This is a genomic window from Microcoleus sp. PH2017_05_CCC_O_A (assembly GCF_020738785.1).
GTDB lineage: Bacteria > Cyanobacteriota > Cyanobacteriia > Cyanobacteriales > Microcoleaceae > Microcoleus.
This window is the reverse complement of the sequence record NZ_JAEQCB010000101.1, coordinates 29,805-41,452: the sequence shown is the minus strand read 5'-3', so window position 1 is coordinate 41,452 and position 11,648 is coordinate 29,805. Positions and strand designations below refer to the sequence as shown.

Sequence of the window (11,648 nt, the reverse complement as noted above, 5' to 3'; positions counted from 1 at the left end):
ATTGTCTATTGTCCTCCTAATTCTCGTTCTGTGGGCGAGATTATCCGTAGTTTGATTTTAATTTATGAAGTGTATGCGCCTGAAGAAATGATCGGGAGGATTGAATATATTTGACATGATTGTAAGGCGATCGCACTTTGGGTTATTTGGGGGAAAAGGGCGATCGCACTTTTGACAATTTGGGACATAACAGATAACTCATCTTCTACCCTATTTTTTTCATTTTGTGTTTCTTGATGCTATTGACTTCGCATTCTTCATTGCCAGAGCTAAATATTTATCAATTTGCTCAAACCGAGAAGAATTTAATAGTATATTTTCTGAGATAACTTCCTCGCTGTCATAGATAATTTCTAAATGTGCTGGCTTAGAAGAAGAATAGATAGGATATTGATAACGAACGTTAAGTTCACCATTATCTAAAGGTATTAACCACCTCCAATATATAGCTCCATCCCTTTTGGCTTCGAGTGTCTGTGCCGCAGGAAAGTTATTCAAAATCCATCCTCTATCTTCACTCCGTATTTTTTGCATAAAATCTGTGGCTACCTCCATCTGAGGTCTATGTTCAGAAGCACCTCTATAGAAATTTGCTTGACTTCTACGATGAGCAAATGCAGCTTCTTCGGCACTTTTCAAAATTTGCTCTAAAGGTGATGATCCTTTAATAATATGTACGGCAGAATCAGGGATTTCCGCAGAGCCTTGACTTCTGACAAATAAGTAGTAACGCTTCCGAAGTTCCGAGCCACACAAATCTGTAATCAATAGAGCAAAGAAATAGTCCAAATCATATTGACGGCTATTCACAGTTTCTGTATAACCCCTAATGTCACCTTGACTCAATTCTGCTAGTCCATTGCAGTGATGAGTATGCCAAGAACCCAGGTAATTAATATCTTGGTCAAATGTCTCCAACACGCGAAACATTGCTTCTTGATACTCACCATCTGGCATCAAGTGACCTACTGAGTTATTGACACGAGGCCCAGAGTCTATATAAGTTTCTACTCGGATTTTTATATGATTGCCATTTTGACTAATTTTTCCAATAAACTTTCCACCTTCCTCACGGTTAGAAACTGATACTGCATGACTTATTCTGGCAATGACAGTCTCAAAAATTTCAACTGATACGTCTAGATTAGAAGGCCTATAATCTGATCTACCTATTCCAAACCAAGATAAAACTCCCGACATATTAATCCTCCATTTGATGATTGACATTAGTGCAGTAGCATACTTTTTGAGGTTTTAAAAGCATTTGCTTTGCTTCAAAATGACTGCGGAATATTCCTGGGGCTGGTCTATTTCCATACACAATCCAGTTACTTTTTAATGTAGGCATGGACTGAGTTGACTCTCTAAGCAAAATAGAGAGAGCCATCCTAACTTGAATCAATGCAATCATTTGGATATCAATTGAGAGTCCTGATGCACGAAATTCTTTTTCATCAAGACCATAAATTCTACTTTCTTCATCTTCCGTAAGTCCCAAAACCTCGTCTGATAAGTCAAGTTGATTGAGTTCGGAGAAAAGTTGTAAACACTTGTAACAACCAGTCAGAGTTGGAATGTAGCCAAAAACTTCACCTCCTATGCCTGTCCGAAACACGGATGCTGTTACAAAAGGAACTTTTGCTGCCACACATTGGTCACTGACAAACTCTCTGACACTCTTTTTATCTGAACAAGAAAGAACGAGATCGGAGCGACGAACCGACTCAATAAAGTTCGGAGATTGCATCACATCCTCTGCAAAAGTTTTAACTTCTACATCAGGATTTCTGTCTTCTATCCACTCCTTTTGTATGTCTACTTTGAGTCGTCCTAAATCTTTACGCATTCTAGGATGCTTGACAAGATTTTCAGGTTCTAGAGTATCTGGATCGTAAAGTTCCCAAATCCGAATACCATTCATTACAAGGTGATCGCAAGCTGGTGTACCACCGCTACCTAAACCAACAACAGTGATCCGCTTATCTGAAAAAATCTCTGGATTAAGTAGATAGCTAATTCTATCAAACTCAAGTGAATAATTTTGATCTTTCATTAACAATACTCCGGACAGTTCTTGGAACGATACAGGGGTGGACATGACTTTGATTTAATTATCCACAGTGGCTCAAAGTCATAGAGGATAAGTCATTGGGCCATAGAAAAACTGTCCGAAGTATTGATTAATGTGCTTGCTCTTTTCCTGGCCAATTTTTAGTACGTTGCCAAACATCATATTTGTTAACCCAGATTGCAGCCTTAGATACCATATATGCCAATGAATAGTTTGAAGTCCATTGCTCTGGCTTCATCACACATAAATTGCCACTCGAATACCTGTGAGGACAATCAGGTTCAATGGTTCTTTCAAGCAACTTAATCAATGGCATATTGTAAGGATAGTTTGAAGGAATTTCTATTCTAACTCGGTAATAGTTTTCGTCCGCTGTCTTTAAATACCCCTCTACAGCCTTGATAGAGCCTTTAGATGCTTTAAAATTAAACTGTGGATAGTAGCGCTTAATTTTCTCACTCTCAACAGCCATCCTATCTCTAGATAAATCATTTTCGAGAAATATAAGTCCACGATTAATCGCAATATTTGTCATTATTTATTATTGTTTAATAACTACTTTTGAGGTTAGGCAACTAATACTCACCTTTTGGATCGCGCAGTGCCACTCCTTTTGGAGATTGATTGGGTTCGAGTGGACGAACTACACCATCTGAATCGATTTCTACAAACTCATCTTCTTCTTGAGCGTTAAAGGCTCTTTCTGCCATATTTGCAATTGATCTGCCAACGCCTCTAGCAGCAGCACTAATTACTCCTTCCGTAATTCCATCGACTATATCGTCAAAATCATTTGGCATTTGATTAACCCGTGAAAAACAGCTTTAGCTACTCCTAACTTAGTCATTCGGGCAAAGGGAGCAATTAATCTTGACTTACTTACTTAAGTAACAAATTCTGAAGTTATTGCAAATTAGCAAGAACTCTAAAAGCTTACTCTGTCAAGCTAACGATTTCTCAATTCCTCTTTTACCCTGAATTTTTTTAACCGTACATAGCCTGAAAGCATGATTTAGCAAAGCTTTGGGTGGGTATAATGCCTTGTTAGTCCAAATAAGCTAAATCTGAGTAGCTAATACGATGATAAACTAGCTATACCCAGCTAGCAACTAGCCATAGCTATAAATTTTGGTTAGGCTCTAGCTATCAACTTACCACAATGCCCTGCGATGACATCTAACGACGATATTTTTGCCGATGCCGCGAATAACTGGGACTTGGAAAGGCTCTACAAAGCTATGGCAGAAGCCAAGTGGCAAGTATCTCCTCGTGCCAGAAAGGGACTCACAGAACGGGAAAAGCTTTTTTTGCGCGGTTTGCTGTGTGGCTACAGTCCGGCTGAAATAGCTAACCAAGTACATCAAAGTCGCAAGGGTGTTGAGGTCTATGTCTCTAAAACTTTATATCAATACTTTAAAAAAATTAAAGATGTGCCTAATGAAACAGTAGGCAACTGGAGAAATATTCCTAACTGGCTAGAGGAAGAAGGATATAAAACTAAGTCATCTGTTCAATCTGACTCAAGGAATTATTTGCCGAATGAGCTATTAGTAAAGATCGGAAATATATGTTTTGATACTAATACAGGAACAATTGATATCAACATTCGGGTATCACTTCCATCATTTTCAGAATACCAAAGAACAGAAGATATAGATTCAGACGATCGCCCCTATACAAACTAATCTAATTGAAGGGCGATCTGATTAATTCTATCATTGTGCTATAATCTGCCTAATCTGAGCTAACGCTTCTTCTCCTGGAATTGGCTCAACCATACCGCTTCGGATTTCATCGCGACGCTGCTTAGCTTCCGCAGTCCACAACTTTTGAACTGTTCCGTCTATATCAAATTCAAGACTCTCAACTAGCCTCTCTGCTAACTGCGCTCTCAACGCATTTGGCAAAGATAAAGCTTCTTTCATCAGTTGCTCGATCGATAGCATAATTACATCCCAAACTAAAATCCCTAAATAGTTAAGTTGAAAAAAGGAAGCACATTGTGCAATCTTGTTTGATTATAGCCGATCGCGCGATCGAGAGTAAAACAGCATTTTCCAAACAGCCTAAGCAACTCCATAGCTCGTAAATGGTCTTGCATAGGGAGGCTGAAGCCCCAAAACAATATCCTCCCGCGCCACACCCATCAGCACTAACTCCTCAGCAATCAGTTCATCAGTTTGATTGCGTTGAATCCAGACTTTTTCATTGCGGATGTCTAAGTGAATCGGGCAACTATAAATCCGATTATGACCGTCCCAACCTAAATCTAATATCTGATAATGGTCATGTTCGGTGTCAAATAATACCTGAACTTCAATGTCGCCATTGATGGGTTTAGTCTTACTATATTCCATCAGGAAAGTGCGAACAATCTGCCGATATTTAGCTAATCGATCCATTCCAAAATCACCTCATTAGTAGGGTCGTATACCAACAACTTCAGATCGTACTCAGCGATAGCCGCTTGTGGCAAAGCACGACAGAAAAATGAATTATAGGCTGCGATCGGAACTGCCAAATAGAGCGATCGATCTGGCTCCAGACTCCTGAGTGCTAGTCGATAATTCAGAAATTGACCGAGGGCTAAGTGGAAATCAAACATGGCTGATTCACTCAGAAAGCTTTTAACCTCGACTGCAATCTTCTGTAAACCTCGCTCTGCAACTAGAAGCTTTTCCGCCCCCAAGTCAATCCTGAGTCGATCGTCTTTGCTAAACTTTAGCTTCAGCGGATCGTGGGTAATCACCCAATTATCCTTCAGAAGAGCGGATTTGACAGACTCATGGAAAACATCCCTAGCCGACATAGACTTTACTCAAAGACCTTATTTCTATTCTATCCCAACCCAATCTTCTGATACCAAAATGCGATGCCACTTACAGCAACCCCTTAGCTCGCATTTTCACGAAAAATGGTAAAGGCGAAAGCAGAGATTTTTCCTGTTGTACCTGCTCCCATTCTGCACGAATCTCCTGCTCAATTTCAGCTTGAAAGTCGAAGTAATAAGCCATCGCTGCATGAGCCTCCGACTGCATCAAATAAGGATGCTGGCGGCACATTTCTTCCACTGACCAACCATAAGCTAGATAATCCATCACAATATGAACAACCCGCACGCGGGGTATCCGCTGCAACCGTGCGGGTTGACCCGCTACTTTCTCGATATGAGGATAAATTATTGATAGCATAATGATATCCCAAACTAAAATCGCTCAATAGTTAAGTTGAAACAGAAACCACATTGTACAATCTTGTTTGATTATAGCCTAAGAAATTAGGAGACGGCATTGCCGTGTCCCTACAATATTATTTTGGATACAGGAGACGGCATTGCCGTGTCCTGTATCCTGACGGTGCAACCTGAACTGATATCATTCACCATCCACCGCCCTACATAAACCGATCGCGCCTCCGATCAATTTTCGCCAAAACAGCACCGGAAACATCCGCCAGAATACTGATAATCCGATACAAAGCCACCGCACTCAAAATTATACCCGTAGAAAAGCGATCGCCAAGTAGGGCGATCGCCGTTGCTTCAAATACTCCCATCCCCCCGGGCGCACCCGGTACAACCAAACCCACAACAAACGCCAAAGCAAAAGCACCGAACAAGTTGGGAATATCGATAAAATTTACCGGATTTAAAGCCATTACCGTTAGCAAAAAACCGCTGCCCCGCAATCCGATAAAACAGATTTGTCCGATTAACGGCACTAAAGGATAGCGTTTAATTGGCAAATTATTTTGGCGCTCGGACTTGACATTAGATATTTTTTTAGCTAGATTGGAGCTAGACTCTAAAGGCGAAATTAGTCGATCGCCCGCAGCATCCCCAACCTCTGAATTTTCCCCCTTGTTCTTGGATAACTTCAACCGCTCTACAAATAGGACGATCGGATTTAGAATTCGGGGATGAATCGCCGTTAAAATAGCAGCACAACCGACAATCCGCAACCACCCATTGATGCGCTCAAAACAAATCAAGCCAATCAGCACGCCCGCAGAAGCCATCAGCAACGGTTCCAGCAAGACGCTGAGAGTAGCAGCTTTGGGCGCAATGCCTGCCTTTTTGGCCTCCAAGATGCGACCCCAAAAATGCCAAATATTCCCCGGTAAATACTTGGCAATATTAGTCTTGAGAAAAACTTGAATCGCCCAGGCGGCATTGACAGGTTGGCGGAATTCGCGCAAAATCAACATCCACACCCAGCCGACAAAAATTAGAGACAGTAACGTGATACCAACCGCGATCGCCAATAACGGAAAACTTTCGGCTCGAATTCGGATATTAGCGACTTCTTGCCAATGACTTACAAAAGCTTTGGCAATAAATAAAAACGTGCCGCCCAAAATCACATAGCGCAAATAAGGCTTTAAACGTGATTTGGCGAGGTTGAAAAAATTCTGAATTCGATGCAAGTGTTGTTTTCCCATTTTCCGATCCTGATTAATGAATTTGGGATGGTAGATTTATTAAGGACAATTTCATGTTTGAAATCTAAAATTTAGATCGATCGCAATTTAAGGAGTAAATTTTTATGGCCGGCCCGAGCCCTGACGGATTTTCCTATCTTTTAGATGATAGCGCCAATAGTTTCGCATTAACTCCGGGCTTTTTGACTCCTTATCGTAACGGACTTTTTGCCCTCGGAGGTAATGATTTTATTGTCGGTGCCTCGGATGCCGATCGCCTCAGCGGTGATAATGGTAACGACAGACTCCTCGGCGGTGGCAATTCCGATACTCTCTTCGGTGGTGTCGGGAATGACTTGCTTAACGGCGGTGCCGGCAATGACTTCCTATTTGGCGGTAAGGGCAGCGATACCTTGCAAGGAGGTAGGGGAGATGATAGCCTCAACGGCGGCAACGGTAGCGACGTTTTAATGGGCGATGGAGGCAAAGATACGCTGACAGGGGGTTTGGGCGCAGATACCTTTGTCCTTCGCAGCAACTCCCCAGTCTCTGATCCGGCTGTTGCAGACGCGATCGCTGACTTTAACAGTTTTGAGGATGCGATCGGACTAACTGACAATCTTACCGAAGCAGACCTCACTTTAGAAACAGTTTCCGGCACTCCCAATACAGTAATTAAAATTCGCCAATCCGGTGCTATTTTAGGCTTAGTCGCCAACACATCACCACAAAACCTCAGCGGTAAGTTCATCTCTGCAAATACCGTATTGGGCAACCAACTCAGCCAAGCCCGAGATTTAGGTGTTTTGAGCAGCACTCAAACCATCGCTGACTCGGTTAGCAACGCCCGCCCAGACAACCTTTATCGCTTTACTTTGCCTGCAAATAACGACTTTAAATTAACTGTCAGCGGTTTTAGTGCCGATGTTGACGTGGCTGTGATTAAAGATATTAACGGCGACAATTCTATTGACTTTACCGATATTATTGCTTCTGCTAAAGAACCCGGTTTATCGCCAGAGTCTATCGATCTCAAAAATTTGGCAGCCGGAACATACTTTGTCCGAGTTTATCAAAACCAAGGTAATACAAATTTTACCCTAAATTTATCTGCAACTCCTGCAACTATTGTTCCTGACAATCCCAGCAACTCACCGGGTTTTGACTCTCGTTTTGGGTTCGGTTTGGTGAATGCAGCGGCGGCAGTTGCTAAAGCTCAAGGTGTGCCAACTTTTCCTGATGTTCCCGACTTGGGCGGCGATGAGTGGGGCAGAGACTTAATTAAAGCTCCAGAAGTTTGGGCGAAGGGTTTGACTGGAGATGGCATTATCGTAGCAGTTATCGACAGCGGCATTGACTACAATCACCCGGATTTAACAGGGAATGTTTGGAGCAATGGAGGGGAAAATGGCGTTGATGCCACAGGTAGAAATAAAGCTAGCAACGGCGTAGATGATGATGGCAATGGCTTTGTAGATGATTTCCGGGGATGGGATTTTGCCAACAACGATAACGATCCAATGGATGATAACAATCATGGCACTCATATCTCGGGTTTAGTTGCTGCGAAAAAGGATGGAGTGGGAATAACTGGAACAGCTCCGACTGCCAAGGTTATGCCTTTAAAAATACTTAATAGCACAGGAGTAGGCAAAATTAGGGATGAAATTAATGCGATTAATTATGCGGTGGCAAATGGGGCAAAGATAATTAATGTAAGTTTTGGCGGTCAACAGTTCAACGATCAAGAATTGAGCGCGATTCAAGCGGCGGAAGCTAAGGGCGTGGTGGTGATTTCGGCGGCAGGGAATGATGCTCGCCCGGATGTAGATTATCCGGGTAGGTTTGCAACTGAGGTAGGCATTACTGTCGGTGGAGTTAACCGGAATGGCTTGTTTACCGATTATTCTAACCGGGCGGGATCTAACACAATTAGTTATTTTGTCGCTCCGGGTGGCGACGGTGGCAGGGCTGATGCTGGGGACGTTTATTCAACGGTGTCGCTTTCTCAACCGGGGGTTCCCTATCGATATTTTGCGGGTACTTCCATGGGAGTGCCGCACGTATCCGGGGTGATAGCTTTGATGTTGCAAGCCAATCCCAGTCTGACTCCTGCTCAAATTAAGCAGATTCTGGCGGAAACGGCGAGTCGATCGGTTTAAAAAGGTACGTTGTTGCGCTTAAGCGCTCTTTCAAAGGTACGTAGTTGCGCTTCAGCGCTCTTTCAAAGGTACGTAGTTGCGCTTCAGCGCTCTTTCAATATATATATCAGAGCGCCTAAATATATATACCCTTTCTCAAAAAGATGAGGTATAACTGACAGCTTATATAACCCTTAAACCAAGAGGGCTGAAGCCCAACAACATACCTCATCTTTCTGATAACCGCTATAAGAGCGCTCAAGCGCAACAACGTACCTAAAAACTTAATAATTGGCGGCGTAAGTCAAGTCAAATTGACGGCACAGGGTGATGCAGCAGTAGCCTGGTCGATCGAATACTAACTCGTAATTCATCTCGCCATCTATTTTGGTAATCGGCTGCTTTAAGGGGATGCCGTGAATGTCGTATTGGCGGCGTTCTAAGGCACTCCAGTCGATAATTTTGATATCGATTTGGTTCTGCAACTCACTTGCGATCAGATACAGGTGCATCTTGTCTTGAACTTTCCCAGTCAGGGGAATTTTCATTAACACTGACTGAGTGACAAGGGGTTTTTGGTCGTTGGGATGCTTCTGAGTGTGGCAGTTGTTGAGTTCGATATCGTAAGGTTCTAGCTTAAATTTCTCTCCATTGGCGATCGAGGAAGAGTGCAAATCTTGCAGGCACTTTTCTAGATGAGGGATTAGCCCTAAATCTGGATCGCACAGCAGTCTGCGAATATTGGAGGTTTCAGTTACTGTCATTTTAGATTTTTGATGTTATGTTTGTGATTCTTAAATCATAGCTTACCGCAAAAAGTAATTATGTTCTATTATACTTGCGACATAGTTCCAAAAACCAGGTTTCTGGGCAGTATTTCCCGGCAAACCAGATTTTGATTAGTTAATGTTTTTATAGCCTTTCTCAGAAAGATGAGGTGTGACTATAAATGGAGTTTTTTATGCGACCTCGCTTACTATATAATAAATATAAGAGGGCTCCCATCCCAACAACGTACCTCACTTTTTTGAGAACCGCTATAAATTATTTTTTGGTGAGTTTCCACAGATTGAGTTCGACATTACCGCCAACCGGATCTATTTGATAGTTTTGCTGTTCAATTGCCGATCGCAAATCTGAGGAAGGCCTGTATAAAAACAACTCGCCCAAACCGCTGGGAATTTTCGGAGGTTCTGGTTTTTTTCGTGCCAACTCTCGATTTGTGTAACAAGAAGTGTAACAGCGGGGTTGGATTAGCAGTTTGACTTTTGGTTGCAGGCGATAACTTAAAGGCATGATGTATGCGATATTCGCATCGCTGATAATTAAGGGATTGCTTGCAGAATTGACAGTCGCTGCGACTTCTAATTCCGCACGCAACCAACCGCTGCCTTTATTCCACCAACTATCGGCTTGAGAACTAACTCCACCGGAGATGATGCCTGCACAAAACAGTGCAACTATAACTATTTTCCACAGTCTTTGCAGTTTTGAGTTATCAAAATTGTTGCTAATTTTTGCAGACAGCAGGTAAGCAACTGCTAGCTGAATTCCAACATAACAAGGAACTAAATATCGCGGATTTGCCGATCGCCTCCCGCCTTTAAGTATATCGGGCACTGCCAAAAATAAGGCAGTTGTGGCAATTAACAATAATATCAACAACCAAACCCGTTTTGGTGTTTGCCGGCATAGAAAATAAAGGGAATAGCCGACTAAAGCTAGAATCAGGATGCCAACGGGAATTACCAAGGCTAGTTGTGCGGCGTTGGCAGTGCCATCAATCCCAATATCAAAAAATCCTATGCTGACTGCGCCCACCCACCTGCTGACTAATCTGAAGAGATTTGTTTGTTCTGCCCATACTGTGGTACTTCTAACTTGATTGAAGTTTTCGACAATATTTACGAGGGAAGGCATGAAGCCAATTAAGGCGACCATTGCTGCTGCATAATAGGCAATAAATGTTTTAACATCGCGCCAGTTGGCAATAACTGCGACGTAGATTGCGTGGGCTGCGGCTACGCAGATAAATAATAAGTGGGTGTACAATCCCATTGCTGCTGTGACTGCGTATAGTGTCCAGTGAGAAATCAGCAACATTGGATTTTGATTGACATCCGGGCGCATTGCTCGCAATAAGGCTGCACTGGATAAAATGGTAGTTAATGTCCACAAACTGTACTGTCTGGCTTCTTGGGCAAACAGGATGTGGTAGGGAGAAATGGCGAGAATTGCGATCGCCATCCAAGCCACAGCAGAGGATTCAAATAACTCCCAAGCCAGCCAATAAATGGCGGGAAATACTAGCAAGCTAATGACGGCGGCCAAACTTCTCATTGTTGCCACGGAACTGCCGAACCATTGCGCCCAAAATCGCGCTAGTATGTAATAGAGTGGCGGGTGTTGGGGGTCTTCGGTTGTTAAGGAATTGAGGGTATTGCTTAAAGTTTTTTGGGAGTTGATCTGCTGGTATTTTTGTAAATCCGAGGGCGAAGTTATTTTCTGGTATGAAATTTGTTTGATAATTTCGGCTTCGGTGTAGCCGGAAACTCTTAAGGAAGTATAGTTTTCGTCGATCCAGTAGAATTTGCGATCGAGATTGACAAATCGAAATAAAATGCCGATCGCCAATACGGCTATAATTAAAAATCGCAACCACTTCTCAAGTGGAGGGTTGTGAGAATTTAGTCGATCGCGATTTTCAGTAGATTCCATTTTTTAGCTAGCTAATCTCGCAGAACTTTTTTGATGTCACCCACAGACAACACGGTTCGTAGTGAGGACTTTAGTCCTTCTGTCTAAAGATCCGATAGAGATCGAGGACGACAAGACATTGTAATTAATCCACTTTCACGCTCAGAGCATCCCGTTTTTGTAGGGGCGAAGCATTCGCGCTGACAATCTCTCCTATAGTCGATAGGATACAGGCGCGAATGCTTCGCCCTTGCGGATATGTTTGTACAATCGGGATGATCCCCTTTCCCTGTTTTCTAAAGTCTGTCATAACTTTAAAA

General features: G+C 42.7%; 13 protein-coding genes. 2 read left to right on the top strand and 11 right to left on the bottom strand.

What is annotated here, in order from left to right:
• Positions 1 to 219: 219 nt before the first annotated feature.
• From JGK20_RS22470 to JGK20_RS22455, 4 genes are all read right to left on the bottom strand, one after another.
• The gene (locus JGK20_RS22470) at positions 220 to 1,200 is read right to left on the bottom strand and encodes a hypothetical protein (RefSeq protein ID WP_293192895.1); all 981 of its coding nucleotides are present in this window, start codon (positions 1,198 to 1,200) and stop codon (positions 220 to 222) included.
• Between the two features lies 1 nt (position 1,201).
• Positions 1,202 to 2,053 carry a ThiF family adenylyltransferase gene (locus JGK20_RS22465; protein ID WP_293192897.1) on the bottom strand — a complete coding sequence of 284 codons (852 nt, stop codon included), beginning with the start codon at positions 2,051 to 2,053 and terminating at the stop codon, positions 1,202 to 1,204.
• A 127-nt stretch (positions 2,054 to 2,180) separates the two neighbouring features.
• Positions 2,181 to 2,606 (bottom strand): ubiquitin-conjugating enzyme E2, encoded by a 426-nt coding sequence (locus JGK20_RS22460; RefSeq protein ID WP_293192899.1) that lies wholly within the window; start codon positions 2,604 to 2,606, stop codon positions 2,181 to 2,183.
• A 40-nt stretch (positions 2,607 to 2,646) separates the two neighbouring features.
• A complete protein-coding gene (locus tag JGK20_RS22455) occupies positions 2,647 to 2,871 on the bottom strand; it encodes a hypothetical protein (RefSeq protein ID WP_293192902.1) in 225 nt (74 codons plus the stop codon).
• A gap of 369 nt (positions 2,872 to 3,240) precedes the next feature.
• Between JGK20_RS22455 and JGK20_RS22450 the strand changes: the two genes are divergently transcribed.
• A complete protein-coding gene (locus JGK20_RS22450) occupies positions 3,241 to 3,756 on the top strand; it encodes a LuxR C-terminal-related transcriptional regulator (RefSeq protein WP_293192904.1) in 516 nt (171 codons plus the stop codon).
• A 30-nt stretch (positions 3,757 to 3,786) separates the two neighbouring features.
• Here the strand turns inward: JGK20_RS22450 and JGK20_RS22445 are convergent, their stop codons facing one another.
• The 5 genes from JGK20_RS22445 to JGK20_RS22425 all read right to left on the bottom strand — a co-directional run bounded on the left by JGK20_RS22445 (position 3,787) and on the right by JGK20_RS22425 (position 6,511).
• Positions 3,787 to 4,017 carry an addiction module protein gene (locus JGK20_RS22445; protein ID WP_293192906.1) on the bottom strand — a complete coding sequence of 77 codons (231 nt, stop codon included), beginning with the start codon at positions 4,015 to 4,017 and terminating at the stop codon, positions 3,787 to 3,789.
• Between the two features lie 120 nt (positions 4,018 to 4,137).
• Positions 4,138 to 4,473, bottom strand: coding sequence for a XisI protein (locus JGK20_RS22440; protein WP_293147098.1), 336 nt, complete (start codon positions 4,471 to 4,473; stop codon positions 4,138 to 4,140).
• Entirely contained in the window at positions 4,461 to 4,880 is a 420-nt protein-coding gene (locus tag JGK20_RS22435) for an element excision factor XisH family protein (protein ID WP_293196703.1), read from the bottom strand. Before JGK20_RS22435 ends, JGK20_RS22440 begins: the two co-directional genes overlap by 13 nt.
• A gap of 70 nt (positions 4,881 to 4,950) precedes the next feature.
• Positions 4,951 to 5,262 carry a DUF433 domain-containing protein gene (locus JGK20_RS22430; protein ID WP_293196702.1) on the bottom strand — a complete coding sequence of 104 codons (312 nt, stop codon included), beginning with the start codon at positions 5,260 to 5,262 and terminating at the stop codon, positions 4,951 to 4,953.
• Between the two features lie 202 nt (positions 5,263 to 5,464).
• Positions 5,465 to 6,511: a UPF0104 family protein gene (locus tag JGK20_RS22425; RefSeq protein ID WP_293232208.1), complete on the bottom strand. Its 1,047-nt coding sequence runs from the start codon at positions 6,509 to 6,511 to the stop codon at positions 5,465 to 5,467.
• Positions 6,512 to 6,615: 104 nt separating this feature from the next.
• On the opposite strand from JGK20_RS22425, the gene JGK20_RS22420 reads away from it, so the two are divergent.
• Positions 6,616 to 8,652, top strand: coding sequence for a S8 family serine peptidase (locus JGK20_RS22420; protein ID WP_293232206.1), 2,037 nt, complete (start codon positions 6,616 to 6,618; stop codon positions 8,650 to 8,652).
• Positions 8,653 to 8,915: 263 nt separating this feature from the next.
• Here the strand turns inward: JGK20_RS22420 and JGK20_RS22415 are convergent, their stop codons facing one another.
• Both JGK20_RS22415 and JGK20_RS22410 read right to left on the bottom strand, forming a co-directional pair.
• Positions 8,916 to 9,395 (bottom strand): hypothetical protein, encoded by a 480-nt coding sequence (locus JGK20_RS22415; protein WP_293178197.1) that lies wholly within the window; start codon positions 9,393 to 9,395, stop codon positions 8,916 to 8,918.
• A 280-nt stretch (positions 9,396 to 9,675) separates the two neighbouring features.
• Positions 9,676 to 11,349 carry a glycosyltransferase family 39 protein gene (locus JGK20_RS22410; RefSeq protein WP_293232204.1) on the bottom strand — a complete coding sequence of 558 codons (1,674 nt, stop codon included), beginning with the start codon at positions 11,347 to 11,349 and terminating at the stop codon, positions 9,676 to 9,678.
• Positions 11,350 to 11,648 lie beyond the last annotated feature (299 nt).

Bases quoted from the DNA above. Each gene is read 5' to 3' on its own strand.
- JGK20_RS22470 (WP_293192895.1), bottom strand. From the start codon at position 1,200: ATGTCGGGAGTTTTATCTTGGTTTGGAATAGGTAGATCAGATTATAGG.
- JGK20_RS22465 (WP_293192897.1), bottom strand. From the start codon at position 2,053: ATGAAAGATCAAAATTATTCACTTGAGTTTGATAGAATTAGCTATCTA.
- JGK20_RS22460 (WP_293192899.1), bottom strand. From the start codon at position 2,606: ATGACAAATATTGCGATTAATCGTGGACTTATATTTCTCGAAAATGAT.
- JGK20_RS22455 (WP_293192902.1), bottom strand. From the start codon at position 2,871: ATGCCAAATGATTTTGACGATATAGTCGATGGAATTACGGAAGGAGTA.
- JGK20_RS22450 (WP_293192904.1), top strand. From the start codon at position 3,241: ATGACATCTAACGACGATATTTTTGCCGATGCCGCGAATAACTGGGAC.
- JGK20_RS22445 (WP_293192906.1), bottom strand. From the start codon at position 4,017: ATGCTATCGATCGAGCAACTGATGAAAGAAGCTTTATCTTTGCCAAAT.
- JGK20_RS22440 (WP_293147098.1), bottom strand. From the start codon at position 4,473: ATGGATCGATTAGCTAAATATCGGCAGATTGTTCGCACTTTCCTGATG.
- JGK20_RS22435 (WP_293196703.1), bottom strand. From the start codon at position 4,880: ATGTCGGCTAGGGATGTTTTCCATGAGTCTGTCAAATCCGCTCTTCTG.
- JGK20_RS22430 (WP_293196702.1), bottom strand. From the start codon at position 5,262: ATGCTATCAATAATTTATCCTCATATCGAGAAAGTAGCGGGTCAACCC.
- JGK20_RS22425 (WP_293232208.1), bottom strand. From the start codon at position 6,511: ATGGGAAAACAACACTTGCATCGAATTCAGAATTTTTTCAACCTCGCC.
- JGK20_RS22420 (WP_293232206.1), top strand. From the start codon at position 6,616: ATGGCCGGCCCGAGCCCTGACGGATTTTCCTATCTTTTAGATGATAGC.
- JGK20_RS22415 (WP_293178197.1), bottom strand. From the start codon at position 9,395: ATGACAGTAACTGAAACCTCCAATATTCGCAGACTGCTGTGCGATCCA.
- JGK20_RS22410 (WP_293232204.1), bottom strand. From the start codon at position 11,349: ATGGAATCTACTGAAAATCGCGATCGACTAAATTCTCACAACCCTCCA.